The sequence below is a fragment of the Flavobacterium sp. genome (assembly GCF_046153165.1).
Taxonomy (GTDB): domain Bacteria; phylum Bacteroidota; class Bacteroidia; order Flavobacteriales; family Flavobacteriaceae; genus Flavobacterium.
On record NZ_JBJXEN010000066.1, the window covers coordinates 60745 to 79102 of the forward strand.

At 30.9% G+C, this 18358-nt stretch carries 15 protein-coding genes; 10 read left to right on the forward strand and 5 right to left on the reverse strand.

Going from position 1 to position 18358, the window contains the following annotated elements:
* Nucleotides 1–28 precede the first annotated feature (28 nt).
* Genes infB through rimP form a run of 3 tightly spaced genes read right to left on the reverse strand, consistent with a single transcriptional unit; the run spans nt 29 to nt 4665 of the window.
* Complete coding sequence (infB, locus tag ACKVOV_RS07485; RefSeq protein ID WP_409206141.1) at nt 29–2890, reverse strand: translation initiation factor IF-2; 2862 nt, start codon at nt 2888–2890, stop codon at nt 29–31.
* Between the two features lie 53 nt (nt 2891–2943).
* The gene (gene nusA / locus ACKVOV_RS07490) at nt 2944–4185 is read right to left on the reverse strand and encodes a transcription termination factor NusA (protein WP_409206142.1); all 1242 of its coding nucleotides are present in this window, start codon (nt 4183–4185) and stop codon (nt 2944–2946) included.
* Nucleotides 4186–4200: 15 nt separating this feature from the next.
* Nucleotides 4201–4665 (reverse strand): ribosome assembly cofactor RimP, encoded by a 465-nt coding sequence (gene rimP, locus ACKVOV_RS07495; protein WP_409206143.1) that lies wholly within the window; start codon nt 4663–4665, stop codon nt 4201–4203.
* Between the two features lie 178 nt (nt 4666–4843).
* On the opposite strand from rimP, the gene ACKVOV_RS07500 reads away from it, so the two are divergent.
* The gene (locus ACKVOV_RS07500; protein ID WP_409206144.1) at nt 4844–5668 is read left to right on the forward strand and encodes a universal stress protein; all 825 of its coding nucleotides are present in this window, start codon (nt 4844–4846) and stop codon (nt 5666–5668) included.
* A 49-nt stretch (nt 5669–5717) separates the two neighbouring features.
* Here the strand turns inward: ACKVOV_RS07500 and ACKVOV_RS07505 are convergent, their stop codons facing one another.
* Nucleotides 5718–6149, reverse strand: coding sequence for a TerB family tellurite resistance protein (locus tag ACKVOV_RS07505; protein WP_409206145.1), 432 nt, complete (start codon nt 6147–6149; stop codon nt 5718–5720).
* 149 nt (nt 6150–6298) lie between these two features.
* On the opposite strand from ACKVOV_RS07505, the gene ACKVOV_RS07510 reads away from it, so the two are divergent.
* The 3 genes from ACKVOV_RS07510 to ACKVOV_RS07520 all read left to right on the forward strand — a co-directional run bounded on the left by ACKVOV_RS07510 (nt 6299) and on the right by ACKVOV_RS07520 (nt 9203).
* Nucleotides 6299–6892 (forward strand): HupE/UreJ family protein, encoded by a 594-nt coding sequence (locus ACKVOV_RS07510; protein ID WP_409206146.1) that lies wholly within the window; start codon nt 6299–6301, stop codon nt 6890–6892.
* 294 nt (nt 6893–7186) lie between these two features.
* Entirely contained in the window at nt 7187–7615 is a 429-nt protein-coding gene (locus ACKVOV_RS07515) for a deoxycytidylate deaminase (RefSeq protein ID WP_409206147.1), read from the forward strand.
* 13 nt (nt 7616–7628) lie between these two features.
* Entirely contained in the window at nt 7629–9203 is a 1575-nt protein-coding gene (locus ACKVOV_RS07520) for a S41 family peptidase (RefSeq protein ID WP_409206148.1), read from the forward strand.
* 41 nt (nt 9204–9244) lie between these two features.
* On the opposite strand, the gene ACKVOV_RS07525 is transcribed toward ACKVOV_RS07520, so the two are convergent.
* Nucleotides 9245–9970, reverse strand: coding sequence for a PH domain-containing protein (locus ACKVOV_RS07525; RefSeq protein WP_409206149.1), 726 nt, complete (start codon nt 9968–9970; stop codon nt 9245–9247).
* Nucleotides 9971–10127: 157 nt separating this feature from the next.
* Between ACKVOV_RS07525 and ACKVOV_RS07530 the strand changes: the two genes are divergently transcribed.
* From ACKVOV_RS07530 to ACKVOV_RS07555, 6 genes are all read left to right on the forward strand, one after another.
* Nucleotides 10128–11330: a sigma-54-dependent transcriptional regulator gene (locus ACKVOV_RS07530; protein ID WP_409206150.1), complete on the forward strand. Its 1203-nt coding sequence runs from the start codon at nt 10128–10130 to the stop codon at nt 11328–11330.
* A gap of 151 nt (nt 11331–11481) precedes the next feature.
* Nucleotides 11482–12624, forward strand: a complete 1143-nt coding sequence (locus ACKVOV_RS07535) for an FIST signal transduction protein (protein ID WP_409206151.1) — start codon at nt 11482–11484, stop codon at nt 12622–12624.
* Nucleotides 12625–12627: 3 nt separating this feature from the next.
* Complete coding sequence (locus ACKVOV_RS07540; RefSeq protein WP_409206152.1) at nt 12628–15666, forward strand: PAS domain S-box protein; 3039 nt, start codon at nt 12628–12630, stop codon at nt 15664–15666.
* 139 nt (nt 15667–15805) lie between these two features.
* Nucleotides 15806–16240 (forward strand): response regulator, encoded by a 435-nt coding sequence (locus ACKVOV_RS07545; RefSeq protein ID WP_409206153.1) that lies wholly within the window; start codon nt 15806–15808, stop codon nt 16238–16240.
* 32 nt (nt 16241–16272) lie between these two features.
* The gene (locus tag ACKVOV_RS07550) at nt 16273–16998 is read left to right on the forward strand and encodes a polysaccharide biosynthesis/export family protein (protein ID WP_409206154.1); all 726 of its coding nucleotides are present in this window, start codon (nt 16273–16275) and stop codon (nt 16996–16998) included.
* A gap of 11 nt (nt 16999–17009) precedes the next feature.
* A partial coding sequence (locus ACKVOV_RS07555) for a Wzz/FepE/Etk N-terminal domain-containing protein (RefSeq protein WP_409206155.1) occupies nt 17010–18358 on the forward strand: 1349 nt, incomplete at its 3' end.

Consider the following 18358-nt stretch of genomic DNA (forward strand, 5'->3'; position numbering starts at 1 on the left):
TTTAGTTTACTAAGTTAATTATTTAATATTATTTCAATTTTCTTTTTACAGCTACTTCTGTAAATCCTTCAATAATATCATCGATTTCAATTTCATTGAATCCTTTTATTTGGATACCACAATCGTAACCTTTTGCTACTTCTTTTACATCATCTTTGAAACGTTTTAATGCAATAATATCACCTGTGTGAATTACTACGTTGTCACGGATTACACGTACTTTATTTGCTCTTAGTATTTTACCATCTGTAATCATACATCCTGCAATAGTTCCTACTTTAGATATTTTGAAAAGTTCTCTAACTCCTGCAAGACCTGTAATTTCTTCTTTCATTTCTGGAGAAAGCATACCTTCCATCGCATCTCTTAAATCATCAATTGCAGCGTAGATAATAGAATAATGACGAATGTCGATTTCTTCTTTTTCTGCTAATTGCTTAGCATTTCCTGCTGGACGAACATTAAATCCAATAATAATTGCATCTGATGCCGAAGCTAACATTACGTCAGTTTCAGTAATAGCTCCAACTCCTTTGTGAATAATGTTGATTTGTATTTCTGGTGTAGATAATTTTGAGAATGAATCTGATAATGCTTCTACCGAACCATCAACATCTCCTTTAAGGATAATGTTCAATTCTTTAAATTGTCCTAATGCAATACGACGACCTATCTCATCAAGTGTAATATGACGTTGTACACGTACAGACTGCTCACGCATTAATTGAGTACGTTTTGCAGCAATTGCTTTTGCTTCTCTTTCGTCTTCAAAAATATTGAACTTATCTCCAGCTGTTGGTGCGCCAGCCAAACCTAATATAGATATTGGTGTAGATGGCCCTGCTTCAGTAACATTATTACCACGTTCATCTTGCATAGCTTTGATTTTTCCGTGATTTTTACCTGCAAGAATATAATCTCCTACACGCATGGTTCCTGCTTGTACTAATACTGTTGATACATATCCACGCCCTTTGTCAAGGAATGCTTCAACAACTGTTCCTGTTGCTGGTTTATTTGGATTTGCTTTTAAGTCTAAAACTTCGGCTTCAAGCAATACTTTTTCTAATAATTCTTTCATACCAATACCTGTTTTTGCAGATATATCTTGCGATTGGTATTTTCCTCCCCAGTCTTCAACAAGGAAATTCATTGCAGCTAATTTCTCCTTAATTTTTTCAGGGTTAGCATTTGGTTTATCTACCTTATTGATGGCAAATATAATTGGCACATTTGCAGCTTGTGCATGAGATATTGCTTCTTTTGTTTGAGGCATGATATCATCATCGGCAGCAACAACAATAATTGCAATATCGGTAACTTGAGCTCCACGTGCACGCATCGCAGTAAACGCTTCGTGTCCTGGTGTATCTAAGAAAGCGATTTTTTGACCGTTTTCTAACTCTACCCCGTATGCACCAATATGTTGTGTAATTCCTCCTGATTCTCCTGCAATTACGTTTGTTTTACGAATGTAATCCAGTAAAGATGTTTTCCCGTGATCGACGTGACCCATTACGGTAACAATTGGTGCACGATGTACTAAATCTTCTGCCAAATCTTCGACAACTTCAATATTTTCTTCTAAATCAGTCGTAATAAATTCTACTTCAAATCCAAATTCATCACAAACAATTGTCAATGTCTCTGCATCTAAACGCTGATTCATCGTTACCATGATTCCAAGTGACATACAAGTTCCTATTACTTTAGTAATTGGCACATCCATCATCGTTGCAACCTCACCAACAGTAACAAATTCTGTTACTTTGATAGTTTTACTTCCAGCTTCGATTTCTCTTTGCTCATCATCAGACTTCTGACGGTGTGTATCTCTTTTGTCACGACGATATTTCGCTGCTTTCGATTTACTTCCTTTTCCTTGTAAACGTTCAAGAGTTTCTTTAATCTGGTTTTTTACTTCCTCTTCAGTTGGCTCAACTTTAGCTACAATAGCTGGTCTTGCTCCTTTTACGAAACCTGGTTTGTTTGCACGATTAAAACTTCCTCCAGTCGCGTTTCCACCACCTGTGTTTGGTCTAATTAAGTTTGTCCCTGGTGTTCTAGGCGTTGCATTGGCTTCACCTGGTTTAGTTGGGATTCTTTTTCGTTTATTTTTATTAGCGTTATTATTGTTTCCTGCTCCTGCTGGTTTTATAGCGCCTTTTTCTTCAACTTTCTTTTTAGGTTTGTTAAACTGCGACAAATCGATAGTTTGACCTGAAAAAGTAGGTCCAGAAAGTTTTGTATATTGTGTTTCATGTGTCTCATCAACTGGAGCTTCTTCAACTGAAGGATTTGAAGTTACTTCTGGTGCTTTTTCGACAACTGGTTTTACTATTTCTTTAATAGGTGGTGCTTTAGTAATTGGGATAACCTTTATAGGAGCCTCTTTTACTACATTTTGTTTTGGTTGCTCTACTTTTTCAGGAGCTTTAACAACTGGCGTTTCAGCCTTTACTTCCACTTTTACTTCAGTTTTCACTTCCGCTTTTACTTCTGGAGTAATAGCTGGTTTGATAATAGTTTTAGGCGATAAATCAATTGTTCCGACTTGTTTTGGTCCGGTCACAATCGCTTTTGCCTTGATAACTTCCTGACGTTGACGCTCTTCATCTTGTTTGCGTTTTTCTTCTATTTCGTGTTCTCTCTCTACACGCAAAGCTTCTTTTTCTTTTCGCTTTTCTTCTCCAACTTCTTTTGAAGCATCTTTATTTCCTTTGTCTCCAGCAAATTGATTAGACAGGACATTATACACTTCGTCAGAGATTTTCGTATTAGGATTAGACTCAATTACGTGTCCTTTATCCTTTAGATAATCTACGGCTCTTTCTAACGAGATATTAAATTCCCTTAAAACTTTGTTTATTCTTATTGTACCTTCAGACATAAAATCTTTTTATATTATCTTTTTATTGTGGTATGCGCATGCTAATCAAGAATTTACTCTTCAAATTCTTCTTTCAATATTCTAACTACTTCAAGAATAGTTTCTTCTTCTAAATCGGTTCTTCTCACTAAATCGTTTACATCTTGACTTAGTATACTTTTTGCTGTGTCTAAACCAATTTTTGCAAATTCTTCGATAACCCAAGCTTCAATTTCGTCTGAAAACTCTGTTAATTCTACATCATCATCAGCAGCAACAGTTCCTTCTCTAATTACATCAAGCTCATAACCAGTCAATTGACCGGCTAATTTAATATTATGTCCTCCACGTCCAATTGCTTTTGAAACTTCTTCTAATTTCAAGAAAACTTCGGCGCGTTTCGTTTCTTCATTAATTTTAATAGAAGATACTTTTGCAGGACTTAATGCTCTTGTAATATACAATTGGGTATTAGTCGTATAATTAATAACGTCTATATTTTCATTTCCTAATTCGCGAACAATTCCGTGAATACGTGATCCTTTCATTCCGACACAAGCTCCAACTGGATCGATACGATCGTCATAAGAATCAACAGCTACTTTTGCTTTTTCACCAGGAATACGAACTACTTTTTTAACCATAATTAATCCGTCAAAAACTTCCGGGATCTCTTGTTCAAATAATTTTTCTAGAAATTTTTCTGAAGTTCTAGACATAATAATTTGAGGTTTATTTCCTTTTAGCTCAACACTTTCAATAATTCCACGAACGTTATCTCCTTTACGGAAAAAGTCAGACGGAATTTGTTTTTCTTTTGGCAAAATAATTTCATTCCCTTCATCGTCCACAAGAATTACTACTCTTGGACGCACGTGATGAACTTCTCCTGTATATATATCACCAATTAAATCTTTAAATTGTTTGTAAAGATTTGTATTGTCATGTTCGTGAATTTTTGAAATAAGATTTTGACGCAATGCTAAAATAGCTCTTCTTCCAAGGTCAATTAACTTTACTTCTTCAGAAACTTCTTCACCAATTTCAAAATCCGGCTCGATTTTTCTCGCATCAGTAAGTGTAATTTCAAGGTGATCTAAATCTAAATCATCATCAGCTACAATCACTCTTCTTTGCCAGATTTCCATATCACCTTTATCGGGATTGATAATGATATCAAAATTATCGTCTGAACCGTATTTTTTCTTCAATGCGTTTCTAAACACATCTTCCAAAATCGCCATAAGCGTTGGACGATCTATTGATTTGTCGTCCTTAAATTCTGAAAATGAATCTATTAATGCTAAATTCTCCATGCCAACTCTTTTAATTTAAAATATTATTACAACTATAGCCTCTTGAATATCCGCGTAAGCGATTTTTTCTTTATGAGCTACTGTTTCTTTTCCTTTTCCTATCTTTTTTGGTTCTCTCGAACTCCATTCTACCGTTATGTCCTCTTCCGAAACCTCTAAAAGCAAAGCTTCAATGGTTTGAGACGAAGTTTTTATTTTTAAAGTTCTTCCAATATTTTTTCTATACTGACGAACTAATTTTAATGGCAACGAAACTCCAGCAGAAGCAACTTCTAAAGCAAAATCCACTTCTTCTCGGTCTAAATTATTATCAATTGACCTGCTGATATTGATACAATCTTGCAATTGAACGCCATTATCACCATCTAAAGTTATAACAATTTTGTTTGCATCATTAATATTTAAATCAATTAAAAACAGACTTGGATACTCTGCCAAACCGCGCTCTAAAAGGTCTTTTACGTTTTCTTTAAATGTCATATTGTATAAAAAGAGGGAAGCAGTGCTTCCCTCATTATTTAGATAAACTGCTTAATAATGCGCAAATATACTACTTTTTTTTAATTTACGAAATATTGCATAGTGTTAAATAATTTCTTATCTTTATTGAAGATTTAATTTCCAAACTAACACTAATACAAAATCAAAAAAGAAGATTATGAAACGAATTTTAGTCCCAACTGACTTTTCTAAAAATGCCGAATACGCTCTTAAAGTAGCGGCGCAAATTGCCAAAAAAAATAACAGCGAAATATTATTAGTTCACATGCTTGAGTTACCACATCAAGGAAGTGATGCGGTATCGCAAGGAAGAGAAATTCCTGAAGTGATGTTTTTTAAAAATGCTGTGTTACAAAAATTAGAAGATTTGATGGAACAAGAGTATCTTTCTGGAATTAAAGTTTCTGAAATTGTTCAGTTTGAATTAGCGTTTGACGGTATTATGAAAATAAGTAAAGCTCATGATGTTGACTTAGTAGTTATGGGATCTCATGGCGCAAGCGGATTTAAAGAAATGTTTGTGGGTTCTAATGCAGAAAAAGTAGTTAGAAATTCTGAAATCCCTGTACTAATAATAAAAGAAGAAGACAATGATTTCGCTATCAATAATTTCGTTTTTGCTTCTGATTTCTCTGATGAGATTAAAAAACCTTTCCAAGAAGTGGTTAACTTTGCAAACAAATTTGGCGCTAAGTTACATTTAGTAACTATAAACACTCCTAACCAGTTTATATCTACAAAAACTGCTGAGGACAAAATGGCAAGTTTTGTTTCTAATTTTAAAATAAATAATTTTCAAACACATATTTACAACGAAACAAGTGTTGAAAAAGGAATTTTGAAATTTTCAAATAGTGTAAAAGCTGATTTAATTGGAATGTCTACTCACGGAAGAAAAGGATTGGCTCATTTTTTTAACGGAAGCCTAGCAGAAGGAATTGTAAACCATGCAACAAAACCAATTATAACATTTAAGATTTAGTTATTTAAAAAGCCCCTTTAAAATATTTTAAAGGGGGCTTTTTTTTAGATTATTTATTCATGTGTTGCATTTCGTATAAAAATGTATCTAAGTCAACATTTAATATTAGAAGCGATAAAGCTTTATCTACAATATAATTTACATTTCCTGGAGTAAATCCTAATGCTAAGGCAAACTTAGTTAATATTTCCTTTTGCTTAGGCCCAAGAACATGATCTGCATAAACCATTCTAGACAAATCAAACAAACGCTCTAATCTTTGCGTATGCAATACTGGAGGATTGATAGGATATTTTAGAGGATTCTCTAAAATTTCATCGTATTCAGCATCAGAAATTTCCAAACGACTTTTTAGTTTATCTAAAAATTGTTTTTCTTCTGCACTCAAATCACCATCCGCAATTGCTACACGAACAATAGCTGAAAAATGACCTTTATTTCTTGTTTTAAATTCGCTATCGAATAAATCTGAAAAAGACATAATACTATATTTTATATTTTCACAAAGATACTCATATTCTTATTTTCTTTAAAATCATTTTCAAAATAGTTTTAAAAACAATCAAATATTAAAAAATAGTCATAAACAAAAAATAATTTGTAAGTTTGATAAACCCAAACCTTATTGTTATGTCTGAATTCTGGTTATATTTTAATATCGGCTTAAAACATGTCCTTAATATAGGTGCTTACGATCATGTTTTATTTCTAATTGCACTAACTGTTCCATACGCTTTCAAAGATTGGAGAAGATTATTACTTCTCATCTCATTATTCACATTAGGGCACACATTAGCATTAATTCTTTCCGTTTTTGGCGTTGTTTACATTAAAGCTAATTTGATAGAATTTATAATTCCCATCACAATCCTTATTGTAGCATTATTCAATCTATTTACTGCAGGGAAAAATAATAAAGGAGAAGGAATTAGTCTTTTAGCTTTTGTTACATTATTCTTCGGAATTATTCATGGATTAGGTTTCTCAAACTATTTCAAAACAATTTTACCAGGAAGCGCAACAGATAAACTATTGCCATTATCAGAATTTGCTTTAGGAATAGAAACCGCTCAAGTAATAGTTGTTTTTGTTATTCTAATCATATCCTACATCGTGCAAACCATTTTTAGATTCTCTAAAAGAGATTGGACGTTGGTCATGTCGGCATTTATAATAGGCGTTGTCATTCCGTTAATTATACAAAGTCCAATTTGGAGTAGATAAACTGATTTTTAGAAGCTAAAAGTTTTGCTTTTACCTAAACCTTATTCTCTTCTTCTGTTACAATCCTCCAAAAATATCTTGGCTCACAATTAATATTGTGACAATCTCTATTTTAAATAAGCTTTATTAAACCAATAAAAGTAAAGTATCATAGAAATCATTTTAACTTCAATAAATAGAAAAATTAATTTTTCACATATTAATTTGTAAAATTTGTGATGAAAATTAGTTAAATCTATGTCAAATTCATTCTATTTATCATTCAACTAAAAAAATGATTTACTTTTGTAATCAATGAAAGAGAAAAAACAAAACAAATACGATAAAGCTTATTTAAGATTAGCAAAAGAATGGGGCAAACTTTCCTATTGCAAACGCAAGCAAGTTGGTGCGATTATTGTACGTGATAAAATGATAATTTCCGATGGTTACAACGGTTCTCCATCTGGTTTTGAAAATTGCTGCGAAGATGAAGAAGGACTTACAAAATGGTATGTACTTCACGCAGAAGCAAATGCAATACTTAAAGTAGCTCGTTCAACGCAAACATGCGAGGGAGCGACTTTATATATTACGCTTTCTCCGTGCAAAGAATGTAGTAAATTGATACATCAATCGGGAATAAAAAGAGTTGTTTATCTAGAAGGTTACAAAGACAATTCTGGATTAGAATTTCTAGAAAAAGCAGGCGTTCTGGTAAATCACATTCAAGAAATTGAATAAATAATAATTCTAGATGAAAGTTGATAAAGTATATTTTCCATTAATCATTTTTGCTGCAGTAGCAATGGGGTTTTTGTTGGGTGGGATTTTTGTAAGAATTCCAGTTTCTGTAAAACAGAATACTGAGAATCAGACCAAGCAAAAGCTTAATAAGCTTATCGATTTTATAAATAACGAATATGTAGACAATGTAAATACCGATTCGATTGTAGATCAAACAGTAAATGGAATTCTAGGAAAACTCGATCCACATTCAGTTTATATTGCAAAAAATGAAGCACAAGGTGTAGCCGAAAGTATGAAAGGTGATTTTGTGGGTATTGGTGTTAATTTTTTTGTAGATAATGATACTGTTGCAGTTATCAAACCTATAGAAGGCGGTCCTTCGGAAAAAGCAGGAATTAAAGCCGGCGACAGAATTTTATCAGCCAACAACGAAAAGATTTATGGCAAAAAAATTACAACAGAAAAATTATATTCAAAACTAAAAGGGAAACCAAACTCCGAAGTAATTTTGACAGTTTTTAGAAAATCGACAAACAAAAAATTCAATCTAAAAGTTATTCGCAATATAATACCCATAAAAAGTGTCGATATTGCTATCATGCTTAATAAAAATACAGGATATATAAAAGTAAATCGCTTTGCTGAAACAACTTACAAGGAATTTAAAATTGGTTTAGACAAACTGATTAAACAAGGTGCAAATTCTCTAGTGGTAGACCTTCGAGACAATGGTGGCGGCTATCTTGATCAAGCAGTTTCTATTGCCGATGAATTTCTTAAAGACAAGAAACTAATTGTCTTTACAAAAAATAAGAAAAAAAATATTGAAAAAACTTTTGCTACAAGCAATGGGGTTTTCGAAAACGGAAAAATAACTTTACTAATAAACGAAAACTCGGCTTCTGCAAGTGAAATTCTTGCTGGAGCGATACAAGACAATGATAGAGGTTTAGTTGTAGGCCGCCGTTCTTTTGGCAAAGGATTAGTACAACGAGAAATGCCTTTCGAAGACGGATCTACGGTGAGATTAACCGTTGCTAGATATTACACTCCAACTGGACGTTCTATCCAGAAATCATACAAAGAAGGAAACGAAGAATATTTTAATGAATTTATGAAGCGCTACGAAAATGGTGAATTATATGCTAAAGACAGTATAAAAATTGCTGATACATTAAAATTTAAAACTCCAAAAGGCCGAATTGTATATGGTGGCGGAGGTATTGTACCAGATGTTTTTGTGCCTTTAGAATCTACAAAAGGGAATGAAGTTATTCCTATGATAATGCAATCAGGAATAGTTTCTAATTATGTATTTAAAGAACTAGATCGCCACAGAAACCAATTTTCTAATCTAAATTTTGTCCAGATTATTACTAAAATTGAAAATTCTGATTTGTACTACAATGAATTCAAAAAAATGATAGAGCTTAATAATACTATGATCGATTTAGATTCGAGTAAAAATTATATCAAACGTTATATCGCTGCTGAATTTTGCCGACAATTATTAGGTGAAAGTCAATATTATCAGGTCGTACTAAAAGACGATACAATGATTAAAGAAGCATTAAAAAATTAAATAAAAAAAGCGGAAAAATAACTTTCCGCTTTTTTTTGAGATTACATATAACTCAAAATTTCTTTCTTATAATTATCATATTCTCCTTGCATGATTAATCCATTGTCAAGGAGTTTTTTGTAGTTCTGTAGTTTTTCGAACAATTCATCTTGCGACAAATCAGCTAGTTTTTTTTCAGATGCAGAAGTTGTATTTACTGGATTGGAAACTGGCTCAGAATACGTTGGTATTGCAGGTATAATCTCTGCAAAATTAGTTACCTCTTCCGTTTCAAACTCCTCAATAACTTCTTCTTCATAAGGAATTGTATCTACAACAGAAATTTCTTCTTGAACAGCAACTTCTTCAATAATTGTGGCAGTAACTGGTGGATTTTTCAACAAATCCATTTGTTCTTTTGCAAAAGTGTGCAATTTTCTTGCTTGATTTTTAGGAATATAGTCGATACTAATAACCAATTCTGTTTTAATCGAAAAAGAAAATTCAGATCCTAAAATATTTTCTTTTACAAAAGCACCTGCAATATCATCCCAATCATAATCGATAAAATCCATAGACAAACCTAAATTTTTAGGCTTACAAATAATAATTCTTTTGTTAGTCATTACGATACTATCTGGAAAAACGGTAATGGCTGGCTTTTTTTGCACACCAATATATCCCACTTCTTCATTTTTCATTAATAAAGATTCAAGTTTAGCTGTAATTTTTTCTATAGCTTTTGGATCTTGGTCTTCGTTTAATATTTTCTTTAAATTATCAATCATGATTTACAATTTTGTATTCATTTTATATCGACAAATATAATCTCAAATTTTCTAATTATTAAAGTTTGACAACAAAATTTCAAAATTCCATTTTTTGGAAAAACATGAAATTTGCATTTATTTATTTTATATATTAGTAGTTCCTAAAATTTACGTTATGAGTACGTTAAAAATATTTCTAATAGAAGATGATCCTTTTTTTGGCGAAACCTTAAAATATCATTTACGTTTGAATCCCAATTATGACGTACATCTTTTTCAATCTGGAAAAGAATGTCTAGAAAATTTATATTTAAAACCAGATATTATTTGTTTAGATTTTGGCTTACCTGACATATCTGGTGATAAATTATTCAAGAAAATTCAAGAGATTAATAATGCTATCCCCATAATTATAATTAGTGGTCAAGAAGAAATTGAGGTTGCAGTAGATTTTTTGAAATCTGGAGCTAGAGATTATATTGTAAAAAATAATCACACCAAAGATTTACTTTGGAATTCAATCATAAAAATTAGGGAAAATCTCAATTTAGTTCAAGAAGTTGAAGAGCTAAAAGAAAAGCTAGAACAAAAATTTAGTTTTGAAAAAACAATTATAGGGCAAAGTGATGCTATTAAAAATGTTTTTATTAAAATTAATAAAGCATTAAATACAAATATTAATGTTTCTATAAACGGGGAAACTGGAACTGGTAAAGAAGTCGTTGCAAAAGCCATTCATTATAATTCAGACAGAAAAAACAAACCATTTGTAGCTGTAAACATGGCTGCTATCCCAAAAGAATTAATAGAAAGTGAATTTTTTGGTCACGAAAAAGGCGCTTTTACAGGTGCTGATAGCAGAAAATTAGGCAAATTCGAACAAGCAGATGGAGGTACTATTTTTCTTGATGAAATAGCCGAATTAGATTTGAATCTACAAAGCAAATTACTACGTGTTTTACAAGAAAGAGAAGTTATTAGACTAGGTGGAAAAGAAACAGTTAAATTTAACGCCAGACTGATTATTGCTACTCATAAAGACCTTGCTCAAGAAGTAAAAAAAGGCACTTTTAGAGAAGATTTATATTACAGAATTATCGGATTGCCTATAGAATTACCTCCATTAAGAGAACGTGGAAATGACACGTTGCTTTTAGCAAAATATTTTATTGATTTATTTACTAAAGACAATAAAATAAAGTCAATTTCATTGTCAAAAGAAGCCAAAGAAAAACTTAACAAATATCCTTTTCCTGGAAATATTAGAGAATTAAAATCGGTAATTGATTTAGCTTGTGTAATGAGTGACGGGAAAGAAATTCTGGCAAATGACTTGACATTTACTTCTATAAACGACACTAGTTTTTTTCTTTCATAAATAAAAACTTTAAAAGAATATACGGCCGAAATCATCTTTCATCATTTAAAGAAAAACGACAACGATGTTTTAAAAACAGCTAAAAAACTGGATATCGGGAAATCGACTATTTATAACTTAATCCAATCTTTGGAGCAAAAAAAATAAAACTATGATAACAGCTTCTTTATTATATCAAAATGGTTCTTTTACAAAGATAGAAAACCATGAAAATTCCGATTTATCCTTATTCAAATTAGTTATAGGTTTTGGATCAAGAGCTCTTTTATCGGCTCCAAAATCATATGAAAACATAAAAAATAAATTTCCAAATGCTCAAATAGCCTTATGCTCATCGGCAGGAGAGATTTTTGGGAATGAGGTCTTAGACGATTCTATTTCGTTAGTTGCCATAAGTTTTGCCTCTTCAACTATTGCAACTGCCGAAGTTCACATTGAAGATTTTCCTTCGAGTTATGAAGCTGGAAAATCACTAATACAAAAATTACCTCAAGACAATCTGAAATTAGCATTTATTCTATCCGATGGCGGAAAAGTAAATGGAAGTGAATTGGTAAAAGGAATGAATTCCGTAAAAACTAACGAGGTATTAATTACTGGCGGTCTTGCTGGTGATGGCGATAAATTTGAAGAAACAATTGTAGGTATTAATTCGATTCCAACATCTGGCAATGTAATTGCTATTGGATTATATGGCGACAAATTAAGATTATCTCATGGCTCTTTAGGTGGTTGGGAAAGTTTTGGATTGGAAAGAACGGTCACAAAATCAAAAGAGAATGTTTTATATGAAATTGACGATAAAAACGCTCTGGAGTTATACAAAACATACTTAGGCAAATACGCTGATGAATTGCCTAGTTCTGCCTTACTATTTCCCTTGTCTATAAAACTCTCTAATGAACAAGAACCCATTGTAAGAACCATTTTATCTATAAATGAAAAAGACCAATCCATGACTTTTGCAGGCGACCTTCCTGAAGGTAGCCAAGTTCGATTTATGAAAGCAAATTTCGACAGATTGATTGATGCTGCAAGTGAAGCCGCTAGTACTTGTTTAGAAATGAACACAAATAATCCAAAGTTAGCCTTACTGATTAGTTGTGTGGGTAGAAAAATAATTTTAGGAAACCGAATTGACGAAGAGGTTGAAGCGGTATCAGAAATTTTTGGAGAAAACACAATACTTACTGGATTTTATTCTTACGGAGAAATCTCTCCATTAAAACCGCTAACTAACTGTGAATTACACAATCAAACCATGACTATAACCTGTATCAACGAAATAGATTAAATAATGGAATCTCATAAACTGTTGCAACGTCAAATTAAAAAGTATTTGACTCAAAATTGCATAGAAAACCCTGAGTTCAAAGAGTTCATTAATGCTGTAAATGATTCTTATTTGGCATTTGAAAGAGATAAAGATTTAATGAATCACGCTTTTCAAGAAAGTGAAAAAGAATATAATAAAATTAACTACAGTTTAAAAAAAGAGTATGAACTAAAAAAACAATCTATTTCTAATTTATACGATGGAATAGAAGCTCTTGATGAAGAATATAATGATCTAAAAAGCGAAGCTCATTTTGACGATCTTCTTTTTATTTCAAAGTATTTAAATATACAAATTGAAAAAAGAAAAGAAATTGAAAAAAATCTTTCTACAACTGTTGAACTACTAAAAAATTTATTAGCAAATCTACAATCTGGAATTCTGGTAGAGGACGAAAACAGAAAAATATTATTTACAAATAAGCTGTTTTGCAATATGTTTTCTATACCAGTAGATCCTCAAGATATGGTTGGAATTGATTGTACCAATTCTGCCGAACAATCTAAAAATTTATTCAAAAATTCAAATGATTTTAGCCCTAGAATAAATACTATTTTAAGTGACAAAAAACTTGTTTCTAAAGAGCTTTTGGAAACAATTGACAATCAATTTTTGGAAAGAGATTATATTCCTATTTTTATCAATAATGAATACAAAGGTCATTTGTGGAAATACACCGATGTAACACAAAGCATTCAATCTCAAAATCTATTAGAACAAAGTGAAGAGCGTAATCGATTGATTATGAATGCTTCACTTAATGCTATTATTACTATTAATAAAAAAGGGGAAATCACATTTTGGAATGATCAGGCTGAAACTATTTTTGGTTGGAAAAAAGAAGAAGTAATTGGCAAAAAATTGTCAGAAACGATCATTCCAAAAGAGCATAAGAAAGGCCACTATGAAGGCATGAAACATTATATATTAACGGGAGAAGGTCCTGTTTTAAACAAGCAAATAGAGCTTCCTGCCTTAAATAAGGAAGGCAAAGAGTTTCTGATAGAAATTTCTATTATACCCATAAAACAAAATGAAGAAATTTTCTTCTGCTCATTTATTCAAGATATTTCCGAAAGAAAAAAAACAGAAAAAATATTAAAATTTCAAGAAGAAAAATTTCGAAATATTATTTCCAACATGAATCTTGGGCTTATCGAAGTTGATAATAACGAAAATATATTATTTGCAAATCAAAGTTTTGAAGCTATTTCTGGCTTTGAAGCTTCAGAGTTATTAGGTAAAAACCCATCTGACCTTTTTGTCTTTGGAGAAAATTTTGATGTAATAAAATCAAAAAAAGAATTACGAAATCAAGGAATTTCCGATGTATATCAAATTCCAATAAAAAATAAGCGTGGCGAATTAAAATGGTGGGCAGTAAGTGGTGCACCCAATTATGATGACCAAGGTAACTTAGTAGGATCTATAGGGATACATCTTGACATTACAGAACAAAAACAATTAGAAATTGAACTAGAAAAAGAAAAAATAAAAGCAGAAGAAGCATCAAAAGCGAAAGAAGCCTTTTTAGCCAATATGAGCCATGAAATAAGAACGCCACTCAACGCCATTATTGGTTTTCTTAGAGAATTAAGCAAACAAGAGTTAACTGTTTTACAAAAAAAATATATCGAAAATAGTTCTATTGCTTCTAAACATTTGCTAGCCATTATAAATAATGTTTTAGATATTTCAAAAATAGAAGCTGGCGAAATGTCTCTAGAAGAAGAAGATTTTATTTTAAAGAAAACTATTTCTAATGTTATTACTGTTTTACAACCAAAAGCAAATAAAAAAGGACTAAAAATAGACATGAATTTTAGTTCAAATATTGCACCAGTTTTGAAAGGAGACTCATTAAGAATCGAACAAATCCTATTTAATTTAGTTGGAAACTCATTAAAATTTACGCAAAAGGGATCTATTTTAATTCAATGCGAATTACTTAAAAATCATAAATCCTCACAAGATATAAAAATTTCAATAGTCGATACGGGAATTGGAATGGATGAAAATTATGTTGAGACTTTATTTAAAAAATTCTCACAGGAAGACAAAAAAATAACTAGAAAATTTGGAGGGACTGGACTAGGCATGTCCATTACAAAAGAATTAGTAAATTTGATGAATGGTAAAATTGAAGTAAAGAGTAAAAAAAACATAGGAACTACAGTACAAGTTATTCTAAACTTCAATATTGGCAATGCAAAAAATATTGAAACAAAAAATTCAAAAAAACTACAATCTAATCTTGATGGTATTCATATATTATTAGTCGAGGACAACGATATGAATAGAATGGTGGCACAAAATTCTCTACAATATTTTAACTGTAAAGTTACTGAGGCCGAAAATGGTGTCGAAGCGCTCGAAATACTTAAAAAACAGAATTTCGACATCATTTTAATGGACATTCAAATGCCAGAAATGGACGGAATTGAGGCTACTAAGATAATCCGAAACGAATTTAAACTTTCGACCCCCATCATTGCGCTTACTGCAAATGCTTTCAAAACTGAAATAGAAAAATGCAAAGAAGCAGGAATGAACGATTATATTACAAAACCTTTTGATGAAACTATTTTAATAGAAACAATAGCCAAACAAGTATATAAAAATCCAGATATATTAAACACACATGCTACCATTGGCGAAAATTTATACAACCTCAACTCTTTAAATAATTTAAGCCGTGGAAATCATGATTTTGTATTAAAAATGATTACCATTTTTAATACACAAACTGTCGACACCATTGATAAAGTGAATCAAGCGTTAGAAAACAATGCTTTTGTAGAAGTAAGTAAATTAATTCATAAAATAAAACCTAGCATTGAAGGAATTGGTGTTGTTTCAATACTTGAAGAGGTAAAACTTTTAGAAAAAATAGCAAAAGAAACTTCAGATAAAAATCAAATGCTCCATTTATTTGACAACATAAAAACAACATTAGAAAAAGTTGTCATTCAATTACAAGAAAATGAATTAAATAAGTAATTTTTTAAAATCCATGGAATCTTTTTCCAATATATGGAAAAAATAAAATATCTAAAAAATTTAACTCGCTGATAAACAGCGAGTTATTTTTTTGGCTTGACTTTAGCATAAGGGTTATTGAATATAAATTTTAAAAAACATGGAAAATCAAAATCAATTCAAATTTTTTATAGTAGATGATGACATCTTTTGTGCTAATCTGTACGAACAACATCTAATAAACATCAATTATAATGATATCACTTACTTCAGTAATGGAAACGATTGTCTAAGTAATTTAGACCTTAATCCAGAAATTATTTTTCTTGACCATAACATGGAAGATATCACAGGATTTGAAGTATTAAAAAAAATAAAAAGATACAATCCTAATATTTATGTAGTTATGATTTCTGGTCAAGAAAACATTAAAACTGCTGTTGATGCGCTAAAGTATGGTGCTTTTGATTACATAATTAAAGATGCTGATGTTTGTGAAAAAATCAACCTAATTATAAATAAAATAATTCAGGTAAAGGCAGAACTAAAAAAGGCAAATCCTAGTTTTATTCAGAGGTTGCTTTCATTCATATAAAATTTAAACAGACACCCAAAAATTATTTAAACATGAAAAATATAATAATGATACTGTGGGTTATATTACTAACATCTTGTAAAACACAAAATTTATTAGTTTCAAAAACAGAAACTAATGACAAACAATACTTTCAATACGATGCAAATTATCAATACAAAATACGAAAAGACGACAAAATTTCTATCTCCGTTTGGGGTGAAGACAATTTAAGTGTGGGTTCTATTTATGGCATTTATAACTCTAACGAAGTGTACGGGAAATGGCTTCTAGTAGACACAAATGGCGATATTGAAATACCAAAAATTGGCACTAAAAATGTTCTAAATAAAACCATTCCAGAATTAAAACAAGAAATAAAACAAGAATTAAAACAATGGTTGGTTAATCCAGTTATCGACGTAAAAGTATTAAATAAAGAAATTACAATTCTAGGTGAAGTAAGAAACCCGAATACAATTCAGGTAGATAAAGACCGCAACAATTTACTCGAGATGATTAGTAAAACCGGCGGATTTGATTTTTATGCTAATTTGAAAGCAATTAAAATACTTCGTCAAGAAGGCGAAAACGTAAAAGTTACCAATCTTGATCTAACAAATTCTGTAGATATTTTAAATCAAAATATTCAATTGCATCCTGGAGACATTGTGATTGTTCCTTCTAAAAAGAACAAAGAATTTGACAAACGTATTGCCACTATTATTCCTCTAACCACTACTATAAGCGCTGCTGCGATTATAATGGGATTGTTTTAACTCTTAGTATTATGAACGAAAATATTAGATTACTCAAGCCGCTTTTTAGAGGATTACCTATCATCGTAATCGTAATGATTATTTCTGTTTTGGCAGCAAAGAAATACTTGAATTACGTTACTCCTATGTATGAAAGTACCGCTATGCTTAAACTAGCCGATGTTCATGAAGGTGTTCCTGGAGCAAATCTTTTTAAAGATTTAGATGTTTTTGCTTCAGCCAATAAAATATCAACTGAAATTGAAGTCCTAAAATCATCTATGCTTTTAGAAAAAGCCATTTCAGAGCTGCCTTTTGATTTAGAAATATATAGAAAAGGTGATATGTTATCGGTAGAATTATTTAACAATTCGCCTATTCATATTGAAGGTACTTTTAGCTCAGAAAAAGGATTAGACAAACGGTATTCATTACAGGTAATTTCAAACCAAAATTATTTACTTTCTTACCCAAATGAAGAGAATAATATAAAAGGCACTTTTGGAAAGCCTTTAGAAATAGAACACGGCAAACTGTTAATCACACTTGATGAAGCATTTATCAAATCTAAAAAAGAAGTAAAAATTATAGATAATTACGAATTTGAATTTTTAAGCAAACAAAAATTATTAAGCAAAATAAATAAAAATTTAGACATCGTTCCTGTTGATAAAGATGTTCCTGTAATTAGAATTAACCTGAAAAGTAATGTTCCTGAAAAAGCGGCATTGTTTGTAAACAAACTGGCTGAAATATACATTAAAGATTATATTGAAAATAAATATAAAGCAGCTAATACAACAGTTTCTTTTTTGAATAAAGAAATAGATGGTTCTGATAAAAAGCTGGCAAAATCAGAAAATAACATCCAAAATTATAGAGACAATAAAAATATTATCAACATTCCTCAAGAAACAGAAACCGATTTGCGTAAAATATCGCAACTTAAAATTCAACAAACGAATATCAAAATGAATCTTGATGCGATTAAAGATTTAAACAAATATATCGCCTCTGGAAAAAATGATTATATGGATTTGGCTCCTAATTTTGAAGCATTTACTGATCTGCTTTCGACAGAAATGGTTAAAAACATGAAGAAATTACAAGCCGACAAAAAAGATTTATTACTAACTTATACTCCACAACACGAAAAAGTTAAAATTATTGATGCCAAACTAAAGGATCTTACGGATTACCAAATTGAAAGTATCAAAAACACCGAAAAAAACCTTCAAGTAAAATACAACGATCTATCGGGAGACATATCAGAGGCCGAAAAAGTATTCATAGGTTTACCTGAAAAAGAAAAGAAAATGAACATACTGAATAGAGAATTCAGTATGTACGAAAAAAATCATAATTTCTTGAATGAAAAAAG